This is a genomic window from Paraburkholderia sp. BR10923, assembly GCF_040948765.1.
GTDB classification, from domain to species: domain Bacteria; phylum Pseudomonadota; class Gammaproteobacteria; order Burkholderiales; family Burkholderiaceae; genus Paraburkholderia; species Paraburkholderia youngii.
In genome coordinates this window covers 12,731-28,384 of record NZ_JBFPKO010000042.1, presented here as the reverse complement: position 1 = coordinate 28,384, position 15,654 = coordinate 12,731, and the positions used below count along the sequence as shown (strand labels likewise).

The 15,654-nt window shown below is 61.6% G+C and carries 12 protein-coding genes and 4 pseudogenes; 2 read left to right on the top strand and 14 right to left on the bottom strand.

The features are described 5' to 3' along the window. Positions 1 to 13: 13 nt before the first annotated feature. Positions 14 to 2,767: a putative bifunctional diguanylate cyclase/phosphodiesterase gene (locus AB3X94_RS38230; protein WP_368614254.1), complete on the bottom strand. Its 2,754-nt coding sequence runs from the start codon at positions 2,765 to 2,767 to the stop codon at positions 14 to 16. Between the two features lie 338 nt (positions 2,768 to 3,105). Here AB3X94_RS38230 and AB3X94_RS38225 point away from each other — a divergent pair, with 338 nt between their 5' ends. Then, a complete protein-coding gene (locus AB3X94_RS38225) occupies positions 3,106 to 3,675 on the top strand; it encodes a cytochrome b (protein ID WP_368614253.1) in 570 nt (189 codons plus the stop codon). A gap of 23 nt (positions 3,676 to 3,698) precedes the next feature. Here AB3X94_RS38225 and AB3X94_RS38220 read toward each other — a convergent pair whose 3' ends face one another. The 7 genes and pseudogenes from AB3X94_RS38220 to AB3X94_RS38190 all read right to left on the bottom strand — a co-directional run. Beyond that, positions 3,699 to 4,355, bottom strand: coding sequence for a cytochrome c (locus AB3X94_RS38220; protein ID WP_368614252.1), 657 nt, complete (start codon positions 4,353 to 4,355; stop codon positions 3,699 to 3,701). Positions 4,356 to 4,446: 91 nt separating this feature from the next. Further along, positions 4,447 to 5,832, bottom strand: coding sequence for a cytochrome C (locus AB3X94_RS38215; RefSeq protein ID WP_368614251.1), 1,386 nt, complete (start codon positions 5,830 to 5,832; stop codon positions 4,447 to 4,449). Positions 5,833 to 6,139: 307 nt separating this feature from the next. Beyond that, the gene (locus tag AB3X94_RS38210) at positions 6,140 to 6,670 is read right to left on the bottom strand and encodes a cytochrome b (RefSeq protein WP_176110710.1); all 531 of its coding nucleotides are present in this window, start codon (positions 6,668 to 6,670) and stop codon (positions 6,140 to 6,142) included. A gap of 63 nt (positions 6,671 to 6,733) precedes the next feature. Continuing rightward, entirely contained in the window at positions 6,734 to 7,171 is a 438-nt protein-coding gene (locus tag AB3X94_RS38205; protein ID WP_368614250.1) for a DUF6691 family protein, read from the bottom strand. A gap of 1 nt (position 7,172) precedes the next feature. Next, complete coding sequence (locus AB3X94_RS38200) at positions 7,173 to 7,604, bottom strand: YeeE/YedE family protein (RefSeq protein WP_368614249.1); 432 nt, start codon at positions 7,602 to 7,604, stop codon at positions 7,173 to 7,175. Positions 7,605 to 7,644: 40 nt separating this feature from the next. Next, positions 7,645 to 8,043, bottom strand: a pseudogene (locus AB3X94_RS38195) (TSUP family transporter); the annotation flags it as partial. Beyond that, positions 8,043 to 8,939 (bottom strand): annotated as a pseudogene (locus tag AB3X94_RS38190) (FAD/NAD(P)-binding oxidoreductase); the annotation flags it as partial. The pseudogenes AB3X94_RS38190 and AB3X94_RS38195, both read right to left, overlap by 1 nt. A 163-nt stretch (positions 8,940 to 9,102) precedes the next feature. Here AB3X94_RS38190 and AB3X94_RS38185 point away from each other — a divergent pair. Next, positions 9,103 to 10,124, top strand: a pseudogene (locus AB3X94_RS38185) (sigma 54-interacting transcriptional regulator). Positions 10,125 to 10,210: 86 nt separating this feature from the next. Here the strand turns inward: AB3X94_RS38185 and AB3X94_RS38180 are convergent. The 6 genes and pseudogenes from AB3X94_RS38180 to AB3X94_RS38155 all read right to left on the bottom strand — a co-directional run bounded on the left by AB3X94_RS38180 (position 10,211) and on the right by AB3X94_RS38155 (position 15,602). Beyond that, positions 10,211 to 10,753 (bottom strand): hypothetical protein, encoded by a 543-nt coding sequence (locus AB3X94_RS38180; protein ID WP_176110713.1) that lies wholly within the window; start codon positions 10,751 to 10,753, stop codon positions 10,211 to 10,213. A gap of 338 nt (positions 10,754 to 11,091) precedes the next feature. Then, complete coding sequence (locus AB3X94_RS38175; protein WP_176110714.1) at positions 11,092 to 11,655, bottom strand: membrane integrity-associated transporter subunit PqiC; 564 nt, start codon at positions 11,653 to 11,655, stop codon at positions 11,092 to 11,094. A gap of 20 nt (positions 11,656 to 11,675) precedes the next feature. After that, positions 11,676 to 13,216 (bottom strand): annotated as a pseudogene (locus AB3X94_RS38170) (intermembrane transport protein PqiB). A 76-nt stretch (positions 13,217 to 13,292) separates the two neighbouring features. Then, positions 13,293 to 14,549, bottom strand: a complete 1,257-nt coding sequence (locus AB3X94_RS38165) for a paraquat-inducible protein A (protein ID WP_368614248.1) — start codon at positions 14,547 to 14,549, stop codon at positions 13,293 to 13,295. 146 nt (positions 14,550 to 14,695) lie between these two features. Continuing rightward, complete coding sequence (locus tag AB3X94_RS38160; RefSeq protein ID WP_176110716.1) at positions 14,696 to 14,917, bottom strand: hypothetical protein; 222 nt, start codon at positions 14,915 to 14,917, stop codon at positions 14,696 to 14,698. Positions 14,918 to 14,939: 22 nt separating this feature from the next. Then, the gene (locus AB3X94_RS38155; RefSeq protein WP_368614247.1) at positions 14,940 to 15,602 is read right to left on the bottom strand and encodes a DUF3313 domain-containing protein; all 663 of its coding nucleotides are present in this window, start codon (positions 15,600 to 15,602) and stop codon (positions 14,940 to 14,942) included. Positions 15,603 to 15,654 lie beyond the last annotated feature (52 nt).

Here is a 15,654-nt window from a genome sequence, read left to right as displayed (position 1 = left end):
GCGCGCGGGGCTCTCACGACGAGGCATTTTGCAACTCGTGCAACTCGCTGAGCAGACTCGCCGCGTAGGCCGGAATATTCCCCGCTGGCTGTGGCGCGGCGAAGTAGTATCCCTGAACGATCTCGCAGCCGGCCTCGGCAAGAAAAGCCAGCTGCTCCGCTCGTTCCACGCCTTCCGCGACGACTTCGAAACGCAGGTTGCGGGCAAGTGCGATGATCGCCCCGATAATCGTTTCGTCCGCACGACTGCTGCCAATGCCGCGGATGAACGACATGTCGATCTTCAGACGGTCAGCGTGAAAGCTGCGCAGATAAGCCAGGCTAGAGTAACCGGCGCCAAAGTCGTCGATCGCTATGGACACGCCAATGTCGTGCAGCGCGCGCAGCGTGGGCAGGGCGCCGGGGGCAACCAGGCCTCCTTCGGTAATCTCCAGTTCCAGCCGGTCCGCGGCCAATTGCGACGCGGCAAGAGCACGGCGCACGACGGCGCCGAAATCGCTCGACGTAAGCTGGCTCGGCGACACGTTGACCGACATGCGCAGCCCCGGCAGCGCTTCTTCCCAGCGCTTTGCCTGTGCACAGGCAGTTTGCAGCACCCATTCTCCGATTGGCGCAATCAAACCGATGTCTTCGGCCAAGGGTATGAACGTCGTCGGGCTGACCGTGCCGAAGTCCGCGTCGTGCCATCGGATCAGCGCCTCGACCCCGCTCAGCCGGTAACTGCGTATGTCCACTTGCGGCTGGTACACCAGCTCGAAGCCGTTCTGCTCGACGGCGTTGCGCAGCTTGTGCGATAGCGCGATGCGCTGAGCCGCTTCATGTGCGAGCGAAGGCGAAAATCGCTCGACGCCGTTGCGCCCGCCTGCCTTGACCCGATACATCGCAAGGTCGGCGTGTTTCAGCAGGGTTTCGCAGTCCGTGCCGTCCTGCGGATAGCAGCTGACCCCAACGCTCATCCGGACCCGCAGTTGCATGTCGTCGATTTGCACCGGCTCGTCCAGCGTTTGCGTCACGCGCGCCAACAGCGCGCAGAGTTCGGCATCGCCGGTTGAACCCTTCAACATCGTCACGAACTCGTCGCCGCCATAGCGGGTGACCACGCCATCCGATCCGACCGAGGCCGACAGCCGCCGCGCGACTTCCTGCAACAGGCGATCGCCGGCGCCGTGGCCCAGGCTGTCGTTGATGTCCTTGAAATGATCGAGGTCGATGAACAGCAGCGCGAACTCGTGACCCTCGAAGATCGCCGTGTCGATCAGTTCGCGCAGCGTCACGCGGTTCGGCAAGTCCGTCAGCGCATCGCGGCGCGCCTGCCTGACCAGCAGATCGCGCGACTCGATGAGCTCCGTCAGGTCGCTCACCACGCTGATGTGATGCGTAACCTTTTCCGACTCGTCGCTTACTTGTGCAACGTATAGCTGATACCAGAACTCTGTTCCGTTTGCGCGTTGGCTTTTCGTCAGCGTGGTGGCGTCGCGTTTCTCGGCAATCGCCGCACCGATCTGTTGCCACAATCCGGGTGTTTCCGGCCGCGCGGAGTGATCGCCTGAATTGTGCGGGCGCTCATAGCCGGTTATTTTCTCGAATGCCGGGTTGGCGTATTCGACCACGTCGCCGTTCGGATCGGGTCGAGTGATGAGCACGCCGTTGCCAATCGCGTCGAGGGCACGGCTTCGCAGCAATAGCGCGAGCTCGGCGTTCTTTCGCTCCGTGACGTCAACAGCTGTGATGAAGCACGCTCGATGACGGCCATAGGTCAGGAAGTGGTACGAGAGTTCGACGTAGACGGGCGTGCCGTCGCTGTGTCGATGCCGGCATACACCGGCCGAGCCGCTTGTGGTGGCCGCGGCCAGCAGCGCGTGCAGATCGCGCAGAAACGACGGCAAGTCGGCTTGCGCATACAGGGCGGCCATCTCGAACGAACATAGCTGGCGGCGCGTGCGTCCGTATTGCGATGCGGCCGCGCGGTTCGCAGCGAGGATCGATAGCGTCTCGACGTCGAAAATCAACATCGGCAGTGGATGATGATCAAAGTACTGACGGAACCGGCGCTCGCTTTCTGTTGCGATGACGCGCGCGCGTTGCCGCGCGAGACGGGCGCGATAGTGAGCAATCAGCGCATAGCAAAGAAGCAAACATGCCGCCAGCGCCGTGGTTGCAAGCACAGTCCGTTCTATCACGAGGTGGCGCGTCGCGCTGTCGGATGCAGCCCTCAGGGAAGCGGTCTGCGCGTCGCGGAGGGTCACCAACTGGGTGACGATGTTCGCCAGCATGCGGTTCGCTGCGAGCAGATCAGGGCTGTCGACCGAGGCGCGGCCATCCGCGACGTGCGCACGTACCGCGATGTCGGCCAGAAGCCACGCCCAGCCGGCAGTCTCACCGCGCAGACGCCGTACCACCAGTTGGCTTCGCGGGTCGCTTGCGTAACTTTGTTCCAGCCGGTCGAAGCAGGTGGCGGCCAACACTACACGCTGCACCGGCCACGCGAAAGATGCGACCCGTGCACTGTCGAGCCCCAGCAGGAAGTCGGCGTTCGCCTGAATGTGCACGGCTTGCAGCGTCTCGATGTCATCGCGGGCACGCAGGGCGTGACTGCGCTCTGCAACGGACCGCTCGTGCCATATCAGCGTGTAACCGATGCCGACAGCAAAAATGACGAGACCGGTCAACACCAGTGCGACGGTGATGATCAGTTGCCGGTCGACACCATGTCGCCGCCTCCACCGGCCAATGACGCCAGCGATGCCTAAGCTCGGAATATATTGCATCGATTCAGAATCAGCGCGCGTGAGTGCAGAACATTGATACTCGACGGCGGCATGGCTGTGCGTCAGCATCTTTTACCGGTTATTGCGCGCAGTAACCGGGCTATTGTCTCCTCAATGAAGGTATCGGCAGCAATGCGAAGAACTTGAGAATCAATCTGGATCGACCGCAGTCTGGCGGACCGATGGTTCGACGGAGAACGTTCAAAATGTGAGCCGCCGTCAGCTTGATAGTTCGCTCGGAGTTTGCGCGTAGAATCCATTCACGAATCCAATACGCCAGTGTCCGGCCAGCGCTTGTGCCTGGCGTTCGTCGAAGGTCGCACATCGGAGACGCCACAGTGAAAAGCTCTGCCACTAGCTACGGTTCGATTGCCCAATTCCTTCACTGGTGCACGGCAATTCTCGTGCTCGTGACGTTCATTTATGGTCCAGGTGGATCGGAGCAGCGCGTCTACTCTTCGGTCCACGAGTTCGACCGGCGACTCCACGAGACTTTGGGCTTGTGCGTATTCGCGCTCACGCTCATCCGCCTGTCGTGGCGGCTAGTCGACACGCGTCCCGAGACACCGCCAATTTCTCGCTGGATGGTTGTTATGTCAGCAACCGTTCAATGGATGCTGTATCTGCTTCTCCTTGCATTACCGCTGACGGCCATCTCTGGCGCGTGGCTAGAAGGGCATCCGCTGACGCTGATCGGCGCTCGCGATATCCCGCCGTTGCTCGGTACTTCACATGGAGCAGGCTCAGCCATCGCATCGCTGCACACGTGGCTCGGCGACGGCATTATGTGGCTTGCGGGGTTTCACGCGTTCGCGGCTATTTTTCATCATGTCTTTCTTAAGGACGACGTCCTGGTCGGCATGCTTCCGCGCTGGTTTCCGACTGGGCGGGCGCGTACTGGCCGATAAACCCGAATGGCAAGACCGCACGCCTAGTGATTCACAGCGGGACTGGCCGCCGCTTCTGTCTCTGCGGGAAACGCCTCCATGAAAGCAGCAACGGCTCGGATGTCCCGATCCGACATATTGTCGGAGATAGTCTTCATCACTTCGCCACGGGGGCGTAGCCCGGCACTCCGGAACACCAGTATCTGTTTTTCAACGTAGTCCGCGTACTGCCCGGCGAGGCGAGGAAATCCCCCTGTCCCTTCCCCACGCTGGCCGTGACAGGCACTGCACGCCGGTACACCTTTGTCCGGAATGCCCAACAAAAAAATCGTCCTGCCCGAATCGATGAGCCGATGATCGGCTGGCGCTCGTGGTACCGGAGGCGGCTGGCTGGAGAAGTACGCGGCGAGTTGCTCGATTTGCGTTTCACTCAGATGCGTGAAGCCCCACATGAATCTTCTGGCATTCGGGTCGCTTCGCACATGGGCCTTGAAGTCCGTCAGTTGATTGACGAGGTATTCCCGTGGTTGGCCCGCGAGTTTCGGAAACGTGGGAGATACCGAAACGCCATTTACGCTATGGCAATTCGAGCATACCTGCAACGCGATCGTCTTTCCGGCGACGGCGGGATTGTCGATCTGTCTGGACTGCTCCAGGTTGTGGCAGCCGGTTGCGCCGAGCGATAGGGCGACGAGGATCAATCGCGCTCGTGGGAATCGGCATGTTGAATCCTCAATGGAATTCGCTGGATGTTTCATCGATGAGCCTTCTAAAGAACGTGAGCCGATACCGTCACCAGTACGCGGCCCATAGGTATAGAAATAGCGTGTCGTTGTCGCTCGCATTGCGTCCATGGCCGTCGTAATTCGACCGGGCGCCGAGGTATTTGGTGAAATGCGTGTATTGAAGACCGACGCGAATGTTCGGAACCGGAATCCAGAAGATCTCGGGCATCCACCCTTGCGTGGCCGGCGACGAGTTCGCGCTGCCGGCGTACGCAACACTATCCGCGGTGCCAGTCACGTTGAAGAACGAAAGACTCACGCCATATTTGGCCTGATAGATGTACGAGGCTTTCAGGCGTAAGGAATTCAGATTCGCTGACTGGCTGTTGCCAAACACGAAGTTACTCGGATCGCTGATGTTTTCATGGATGTAGCGCGCCTGTGCGGTGACGGTGTTCGGGTCGAGGATGTACTGGTACTGCGCATCCACACCGATGTCGCGATAGCGAGTGACACCCTGGGTAAAGATCGGCATCGAGTTCGCGTCGTTCGGATAGACGTTCGCATTGATGCCAAAGGTCCCCACCATGATGTTGTGCGGCCCCCACTCATGAGTCAGGGCCAGACGCCAGTACGGATTTTGACCCTTCAGATAGATCTGCGGATGGTTGGGGTCGCCGGCCTTGTTACCCTTGCTCATGAACGACCAGATGCCATCAGCGGTGCTATACAGCGACACCTCCGCATAGACGGTCCGGTTCCAGTAGAGGTAGCCGCCCGCACCCACGACCTGCTGCGCGAGTGTGCCTTCGAGGATTGGCAGAAACTGGGGTGAGCCGACCGTGCTGATCGAAGAGGAAACGTACGGATAACTCCATGCCGGAGAACTGTTCCACACATCCTGAACGGTCGGATTGTTGTGCAGGGTGGTGCCGAGAATCAGGTCGCTGGCGTCCCCTATGATCCTGTCCACATAACGGAAATCCATGTTGTCCGATGCCCAGTGGCCGATCCAGTGTCCGTCGCTGCCCTGATGATCGTAGTTCGAGTAGGTGAATTGCGTGAACGCACCGATCCTGTCGGTGATCTTGCCGGCGAGGAAGATGCTGGCTGAATCGAAGATCGGCAGACTGTCTTTGGGCGAGACGATATTGCCGCTGGCATCATGGTTGAGCCTCGTCCTGGTCATGTCGAGCATCGCCATCACGGCGATCGGGACCGTACGTTCGCCGAAGGTATATCCATTGAGCTTGAACATTCGACCGTACGGCGTCAGTTCGGGAAACTGTCCGCCCGCGTGACACGCGACGCAGCTTTGCCCTGTTTGACGGGCGAATATAGGCAGCGCTCGAACGACTGGAGCAACCAGCAGGCAAAGCACGGCGAGCGCCAGCATCCAGAAGTGACCCATCAGCCGATGGGCGGCATCGTCGCCTGCAATTGCCTTTGACATGTCCGTCTCCCCGACAGCCAGTTCCGCATTCGGTCATGCGCAGGGCGCACGAATCCCTGCCCACTGCGGAAACTGGGCGACAGCATCGCACTTCGCGCTCGGCATGACCGGCGTCGCATTTACATCGGCGTAGTGGGGCAAGCTGATGCCGCGTTGGGGTTGATGCTTGCCTGCGCGAAGCGCTTTCTCCAGACTCCAGAACGAGCGCGCACGCCGATTTATTCCCGCGCATGCGCTTGAACGCGCAAGGCGGGAGATCGAGAGGGGCCTTGTTGAGTTGCCGCGGCTTTGGTTATTCGGGGTCGCGCTAGATCTTCATGCGCTGTAGAACGCGGTCGCCGGAGACGAACTGATGAAACATTGCCGCAGCGATATGCAGGCAGATGACACCGAACAGCACCCACGCCAGAACGCCATGCACATCGCCCATTGCATGTCCGAATGACGAGCCCGGTGCCGACAGTGAGGGTAACGAAACAAGTCCGCCGAGGCGTACCGTCCACGTGCGCGACGAAGCGTTGATCCAGCCGAGCAGCGGCACCAGCACGAGCAGCACGTACAGCGCCAGGTGGGTGACTTTGGAGGCGACGCGAAACAGCGGCGGCAGATTGTCCGGCGGCGACGGGTGAGTCACGCGCCACAGCACCCGCAACACCATCGCCGCGAGCAGTGCGGTGCCGACGCCAAGGTGCCAGGCGATTTCGCCGTCCGGCAGGGTATCGCGGTGCACGTCCGGCATCGTCCAGCCGATCACGAACTGCGCGGCTACCAGCCCGACGACGAGCCAATGGAGCAAACGGGCGACGATGTCATAGCGGTGTTCAGTCGAGACTTGCATAGGGGCGCCTGTGAGTTGGTTTCTGTCGAAACGGATCTTACACGGCGGCACCTTAAGGTCAGGTTAAGAACCGGTCGCCAAGGCCGCCTGTCTGCGCCGTTCGAATAACTCGAAGATGGCCATTCCCGCGATCATCGCCGCCACGAATACCCACGCTTTGGCCGACCCGAGCCCGAGCGCGACGAGCGCGGGGCCGGGACAGAACCCTGCAATTCCCCAGCCGACGCCGAATGCGCCACTGCCCAGCACCAGCCTTGCCGTGACGTGCGTCGACGCGGGAATTTGCATCGGCAATCCGAGCAGCGACCTGTCGCGGCGTTTCGCGATCGCGAAGCCGATTGCCGCGACGGCCACCGCGCCCATCATCACGAAAGCGAGCGACGGGTTCCAGCGTCCGGCGAGATCGAGGAAGCCCTGCACTTTCGCGGGGTTCGCCATGCCCGACAACAGCAGGCCGAAGCCGAACAGCAGCCCGCATACGAATGAAATAGCTGTTGCCATCCTAGGCTCCGAGAAGATGTCGAATGATATAGACGGTGACGAAGCCGGCCGCCATGAACGTCGCCGTCGCGACCAGCGAGCGCGTGGCGCCGCGTGAAATGCCGCACACGCCGTGTCCGCTCGTGCAGCCGCTGCCGTAGCGGGTGCCGATGCCGACCAGCAAGCCGGCCGCGATCACGGCGGGCCCCGACGCGTCGACGGTGATTGCGACGGGCGCATCGACCGCGCGCGCGATCAGCGCGGCAACGACCAGGCCGGCGACGAAGGCGGCGCGCCATGCGCCGTCGCGCTTCGTCCAGCGCAGCAGGCCGCCGACTATCCCGCTGATTCCGGCGATGCGGCCCAGCAAAAGCACCATCGCCGCAGCCGCGACGCCGATCAGCAGGCCTCCGCACAGGGAGGCGATCGGGGTGAAATGGTCGAGATCGATCATGGTTCGCTCCGTTTGATTGTTGGGTGGGTTGCGGCAGCGCTTACATCAGCGCCGCTTTGACCAGCAGGCCGAGCGCCACGCACACGAGGATGCTCGCAAAGCCCAACTGCACATGATGGGCGGCGATGCGATGCGACGCGAGCCGTCCGCTGAGCATCCCGGCGGCGGTGGCGCCAGTGAACCACAACGCGACTTCGAGTGGAAGTGTTGCGCCGTGGGTGGCCGTTGCGAGAACGCCGCCACTGCCCACGAGCGCGATCACCATCAACGAAGTCGCGACGATGCCGTGCATCGACACGTCGATCAGCTTGCGCATCATCGGCACCATGATGAAGCCGCCGCCGACGCCGAGCATACCCGTCATCAATCCGGTCAGCGACCCGGTGGCCGCGGGCGCGGCTGCGGTCGGCCAGGTCCAGCGAAAGCGGCCAGTCGCCGGAGGCCGAAGATGTTCTCGTGGCGCTTGTGCCGTAGCGTGGCATGATCGACATCGAGCCAGCCGGCCGCATCGGCGAGCGCGCTGTCGCGGATGAAGTCGGGCGCCTTTTGCGGCGGTACGGCGTGCAGCATGTCGAAGCCGGTCTCGAAGCTTTCCTTGCTGCCATCGGCAAACGTGTGTGTGAATCTCGCCATCTTCGCGTCGCCATCGACCGCACTCAGCGCGGAGCCGAAGTTCAGCGCGATGCCGTAACGCTCGACGTATTGCATCAACGCAGGCACGCAGTCGGCGACGCCGAACAGCGCCGCGCCGGCGTTGCGGAACTCGACGCCGATATGTTGCAGCCGACCGCTGCGCCGCCAGTGATCGCACGCGAGATACATCGCTTTTTGCGGCGCGCCGGCGCATTTGATCGGCATCGGCGGCTGCGTGAAAATGGCTCGACCCGTTTCGAGTTGCTGCGTCAGCTTCCACGTGTACGGCGCGAGGTCGTAGCGGTAATTGGACGTGACGCCGTTGCGCCCGAGCGTGTCGACGAGGCCGTCGATCGCGTTCCAGTCGAGTTTGAGGCCGGGGCGCACCACTAGCTGGCGGTATTCGACGGCGCGCGAGTCGTCGAGAATCACGAGGTTTTGCGCCGGCTCGAAGCGCGTGACGGCGGTCTTGATCCGCTTCACCTTCATGGGCAGCACGGTCGTCATCGGACGTGCCGTCGTTTCCGGGGCGAACACGCCGGCGCCGACCATCGTCCAGCCGGGCTGGTAATAGTGCGTGTCGGCGGGATCGATGACCGCGATGTCGAGATCGGGACAGCGCGCGAGCAGGCTCGATGCCGTCGCGATACCTGCCGCGCCGGCGCCGACGATCACCACGTCGTGCCGGTGCGTCGGCCGCATCCGTTGCGATGCGGCGGCGAGCGTGTCTGCCGCTGGATTCGAAGGGTCCGTGAGTTTCATGTTCCGCATGTAGGGTCCTCCTGTTTGTATTACGCCGTCGCGCTTACAGCGCATCGACCGGTACCTTGATGTACGACACGCCATCGCTTTCGGGCGGTGGCAGATGCTTCCGTCGCAATCCTTTGGCGCGCCTGACGGCGTGGCCGCAGTGGTACCCGACGTGAGCACGTTGGTGTCGTATCTGGAGCACGATCCGCAACCGGCGATCGTGCTCGATCCGCACTATCAGATTCTGGCCGCGAACCGCGCGTATCAACGCCAGTTCGGCGTCGAAGGCCAGGCGCACATCGGGCGCCGCTGCTATCAGGTTTCCCATCACTACGACGTGCCGTGCGATCAGGCGGGCGAGCACTGCCCGATGAAACGCGCGACGGAAAATCGCAGTGCGGATCGCGTGCTGCATATCCATCACACCCCGAGAGGCCCGGAGCACGTGGACGTCGAATTGCGGCCGATCTTCGACCGGCACGCACGCATCGTCGCCTATGTCGAACGTCTCGCCACGGTCAGGAGCGCGTCCGCGCGGCCAAGCTCCGAAGGTCTGGTCGGGCGCGCGCCCGCGTTCAACGAGGCGATTTCCGCTTTGCAGCGCGTCGCGCCTTCGATGCTGCCCGTGCTGCTGCTCGGCGAATCGGGCACCGGCAAGGAGCTGTTCGCGCCTGCGGTGCACGAAGCGAGCAGCCGCGGCCAGGGGCCGTTCGTCGTGGTGGATTGCTCGGGCATCACCGAGACGCTGTTCGAAAGCGAGTTGTTCGGCTTCGAGAAAGGCGCGTTCACCGGCGCGACGAGCCGTAAGCACCGAGGCGTTGGCGCTGTTGCGCGCCTATGCGTGGCCCGGCAACATCCGCGAATTGCGCAACGTGCTCGAGCGCCAATCTGCTCGCCGACGGCGGCGTGATCCGCCCGGAACACTTGCCCGAGGCGGTCCGCGAAAAGGCTTCCGGCGCGGCGAAGGAATCGCTGGTCGTGGGTCTGGGCTTGCCGCGCAAGCTCACCGATGCGGAACTCGCGAGCGCAGCGGCGCAATTCCGCGGGAAGCGCAGTGAGCTTGCCGCGCAGCTCGGTTTGAGCGAGCGCACGCTTTATCGCCGGCTTAAAGCGATCGCGGGTGGTGAGGGTGCCTAACGTTTTAGGCGTCGTAGCGAAACGTATGCGTATTCGCCTTCACGCAGGTGGTTCTCACCGACTGCCCGCACGCGCGCGCATCCGATTCAGCGTCGCAATAGTTCTGAAACCCGGACCCATTGGCTGCGAGGCGTGCCGGCCAGCCGGGAAAGCAACGGAGCCTCGGGTACCAGGCACACGACCGGAAAGCAGCGTGCCCCGGTCGAAGTGAGCCAGAGCATGCGGTCGATGCCATCGGCCACACACACATACGGCTGGGTCGTCGTTTGAACAAAGGACGATGCATTGGTCGATCGAGCAATCGATTGCGGACGCACCCGGCATCGAACTTCAGCCAGCGGTATAGGGGCGATCCTGCCCAGCATGAAAGCTTCGTCGGCGAACGCAAGCTTTCTTCTCAGCGGGGTCGATGGTGCACGAGACGAGCAGACGAGTTCGTTTTCAGTTGTGGTCCAGTTCCGCCATAGCCCCAGCAAAGCATCGCGCCGGACTTCAACGATTGCGCGCTCTTCGTTCTTGTCTTGATCGGAGTCCACGCTCATGATGATATGACCGCGATCGGTAGCAACCTTGAACAGAGCCGCTTTGCTAGCAACTGCGGATTCAGATGGTCCAATGTAAGTTTGCACGGTAATCCCGATCTGCAGAAAACTATTCGAGCGGCGCGCGGCCGGCTCAGCGTCCAGCCAAACTGCTCCACGGTTTCAAGAATGCTCCATTCAGTGCAAGGCCCGCTCTGGCATTCGCGGGTCGGAGGCTGCGGGGGCATCGTCATTTGAATACATGCGTCGGCCCGGCGCTAGAAGAATTGCGACGTTTCGCTGGAACAGTACGCTCGCCATTACGTGCGGTACTGACCAGCGTCTACACCGCTAGTCACCCGCCAGATAGAGCGTGCCTGTATCTAGAGATGATGAGATCCGTGACGCAGGGCCGCATCGCCTTGCGAACCCGAAATCTTGCGTTTTCACGGATGCATCATCGAATACGTGGCTGAGGCGATGTCCCAGGCAACGCATTCGAGCGCCCTGTCGTGCGCGCTCACGAAGGCGTCGTACCTCCTACCTCGAGCATTTCCAGATACGACAGAGCGTCCGCTTACTCTATCGCCCAGCTTCGGCGCACGCACAGACCAGAGCACGGCCAGCTTCACCGTCCCGTCCGCCGACAAATCGAAGGTCTGCACGTCAACCGAAACTCGGTACGCCGTATCGTCGGCATGTTGCGGGTACGTGGATACGATCGCACCCGGGATGATCTGCTCAAGATCCGCGGCCAATACGCGCGGAATCTGGTTCTTGAGAGGCTCCGCCCAGCGAGCGAACTCATCGATCGACACCCGGTTCGGCTCCAGCCGCACGACCATCTGCGGTCGATCGACGAGTTCGGGAAGCGTAACCGGATCGAACGCGATCGCAACGCGTTCGACGGCCGGTGAGGTGCGGGTAATCCGGACAGGGCTCAATGTGTAAAACTTCGACGCGGGCGGGGCAGTGCACGCCACCAGACAGCCGGTTACGATGATCGACAAGGATAGCGATATCAGTCTGTTCATGGCGGATCCTCCCGCTTGCCACGGATCAGCGATTCCGGATGACGTTCGAGGAATTCCGCGAGCGAGCGGATCGACGCCGCAGCGCGCGATAATTCACGCATTGTTTCGGCCGTCTGCTGCTGTAACGGCGAGTCGCTTTGCAGCGCACTGTTCGCGGAGGTCAGCGCCTCACGAGCCGCGCTCAGCGTTTCTTTTGCCCCAGGCGCAATATCGGTATTGATGATTTTCAGCAATGTGTCCGCATCGCTGAGCGTCTTGTGCAGATCTGCGCTGATTCCGTCAAACGGAATCCTGTTTAGCTTCGCGACGAGCGTCGTGATCGACTCCTGTAAGCCCTGCAGGTTGCCTGGCACGGTTGGCAATTGCGGTACCTTTTCATTCCAGTCGACGGCCGCTTTGGGCGCAGCCGGGAAGAAATCGATCGACACATAAAGTTGTCCGGTGAGCAGACTCGCTGTTCTCAGTTGCGCGCGCAATCCCTTCGACACGAGGTAGCCCGCAAACGCTTTTCGCTCCGGCGGCGTACTGCCGGCATCTCTTTGCCAGTCTTCTCGCGAGACCAGTCGTTCGGGAAAGATGCTGACCTCGACCGGAATGCTGAATTCCTTCCTGACCGGATCGAAGTGCACGCGGATCGCCGACACCTCGCCGATGACGATTCCCCGGAAATCGACCGGCGCACCCACGGTCAAGCCGCGCACGGACTCGTTGAAAGTCAGCACGTATTTGTCGACGATGGCGTCATGTCGCTTCATGGCCTCGCCGCGGCTGCCAAAAAGCTCGTAGGCATGTTGGGCCTGCGCTTCAACCTTGTCGGACGAATCGGGCGGGGTTTCGAAGGCGAGGCCGCCAATCAGGATCGATACCAGCGATTCAGTGTTGACTTTGACGCCGGTCGTGTCCAGCGTTACATCGACGCCGCTCGCCTGCCAGAAACGTGTGTCATGGGTCACGTACCGGTCGTAAGGGGCATTGATGAAAACGTGGATGGTCATGCCGGCCCCGTCGGCGTCGAGCGCGTAGGAGACGATCCGGCCGACCTGGAGCCGCCGGAAGAAAACCGGTGAGCCGACGTCCAGCGAACCGATGGTGCCGCTCTTCAGTACGAACTCGCGTCCGGGTGTCCCGGATGCGAGGACCGGGGGCGACTCGAGACCGGCGAAAGCGCGACGCGCTGTCTGCGAAGTACCGATGTCCATACCGATGTGAGCGCCGGATATCAAGGTGGTGATCCCCGATACCGTGCCGCCCGATATGCGCGGTCGAACCACCCAGAAGCGGGTGTCGTCAACGAGCATGCTAGCGGAATCGGGAGACATCTCCGCGTGAGCTATCACGGTTTTGTGATCGTCGGAAAGTTCGAGGCTTTTGATCACGCCGATATCGACGTTCTTGAACTTGATCTTTGTCTTGCCGGCCTCGATTCCGTCACCGGTGGCGAAACCGATCGTGATGGTCGGGCCTCTTTGCATGATGGACTGCACCGCCCGCCGGCGATCAGGAGTGCGACAAGCGGCACGAGCCAGACGAACTGCAGGCGCCAACGCGGCGGTTGCGCAACGACTGCGACCGGTAGGTTGAATGCGTTCCGCTCGCCGCTCCCTCCAGACGGGTTATTCACTTTCGGGCTCCACGGCGTCCCAGATGAGTCGTGGGTCGAACGACAATGCGGCAAACATCGTCAGCACGACCACCGCCCCGAACGCGATCGCACCGGGTCCCGCATCGATCGTCGCAATTTCGCCGAATTGCACGAAAGCCACCAGAATCGAGATGACGTAGATGTCGAGCATTGACCAGCGGCCCACGAACTCGATCAGCCGATAGATCCGGGTTCGCCTGCCAGGAATGAGCGGAGATCTTGCCTGGGTGGTCCAGGCGAGAAAAACCAACGACAGGATTTTGAGCACGGGCACCAGGATACTTGCGATGAATACGATCACGGCGAGCAGCCGCGATCCGGAGCTCCACAGAAAGACAACGCCGCTGAGGATCGTGTCCGATTGAGCGCCGAACAAAGTACTTGTCATCATGACCGGGAGCAGAACGGCCGGTATGTAGAGAACCATGGCGGCCAATAGAAATGCCCACGTGCGAGCGAGACTGTCGGGCTTGCGCAGATGCAGTACCGAGCCGCAACGCGGGCAGGTTCCGGGGTGGTCAGGCGCGAGCGGCTTTGAGAGCAGGCCGCAAAGTTGACAGGAGGCCAGACCGACCCGTGCCGCCGTGGTCCCGGTGGAAGTGCTCCACCCAGCGGGTGAAATGCCGACATGCGCCGGGGAAGACTCGCTACTCGCCCAGATCTCAGGGCTGGAGAAAGCAGCGGTTGCGGCGGCCAGCAACACCATCAGCGCGACGAATGCAGCGATTCCGACTCCCGGGACGACGTCTGCGATGTGCTGGAGTTTGACGAGCGCAACGAGCATGGCAAGCACGAGCACCTCGATCATTGCCCAAGGGGCGACGTGTCGCAGCACCCGCAGCGCTTGTTCCGGCCGTTGCGGAATTCGGCCGAGATGCAACGGGAGAAGCAGATAGATCATTGCGGCAATGTTGAGTGCTGGCATCAACAGCGTCGTCACAATAACCAGGCCTGCGATGGGCCACATGCCCTCTGCGTAGAGCGACGAAGCGGCTCCGAGAAGTGTGGTTTCAACGAGCGTCTCGTGAAGCCGGAACCCGAATATCGGAAAGCAGTTGGCGATCGCAAACAGGACGGCGGCAGCGAGCGTGAACGCCAGCGCGCGACCGGATGTGGCAGGCGAGCTTTTGTAGAGAACCGCGCCACAACGTGCACAACGCGCCGCACCGCCATCCGGGAGTCGCGTGACCGCTTGAAGAAAGTCGCATTCGCGACAGGCACTCAACATGGTTTTATCCGTTCTCCGTGTCCGGTTGCCAGCGTATGAGCCTGCAGGCCGTGCCTAAAAGACAAGGCGTCTGGGTCGTGGGTAAGCAGACCGGGTATTACGGGGAAGCGGCAGTCGCTCGTGGGCAAGGTCGGCACACCGCGGACTCACCGTAGCGGGGAATGAATGTTTGCATGGAACCCGAGAACCCACGTGATATAGACGAGTGCAGCGAAAACGCCTGCCAACGTACCGAGCACGTCCCTCGCGAGCGCACCGCGCGTGAAATGGACTGGAATGCCAACCAGCAGGTACGCCACAGAGAAGACGATGGCGACCATCAAAGGCGGGCACGCGAATGCAGCATCGACATCGGTAAGTGCAGACATGATGGGATCGGGAGTCGTAAATTCAGTGGAGTTGATCCACGAGCGCATCGGCGCCCTTGTCAAGGCCCGTCCTGGCGGCGCTGAGAGAACCGAAAGCGGCCGGGAGATTCATTGCGTTCGGGTACTGCTTCGAGACGTAGGCTTTCAGCAGTTTCCCGCTGCTGCCGTCATAGATTTCCACAGCATAGGAAACCGACCCGCCGAATGCGCCCTGTCCCCCACGGACCGCCTGAACACCGTTATAGAGATTGCCGGCAATGTCGAAATGCATGACCTGACCGACGATCGGTGTCGTTTTTTCCGCACCGGTCAGCGTGAGCTTGATTCGCAGCGTGTTCGGGCCGGCCTGCTTCGCAGTGTCGAACCGTTTGGCCAGTTTCTTCGCGAAAGTCTCCGCCATGTAATTGGCCAACTCGGTCCGGTCCTCGTTCTTCACGTCGCCGAACTGGTTGTCGGTGCCCTGGTACACGGCGACGGGTTCCAGAATGACTTGGGTGTACCGCGACCAGTTAACCGGCGCCGCGTATTTGTAGGGCACCTTGCCCGAATCGCCATCGCGGTTTTGCTTCAATTGCGACGACGATGAAATAGCCGTGTAGGCGACAGGCTGCACACCAGCGCACGCCGCGAGAGATAACGCGGCCGTGACCGAAATAAGAAGCGGGACGAGCTTGTGCGTGAACATGTTGTGTTCCTTGAAGAGGTGGCCTGACTGAGCGGCGGGGCCTTGAATGAGC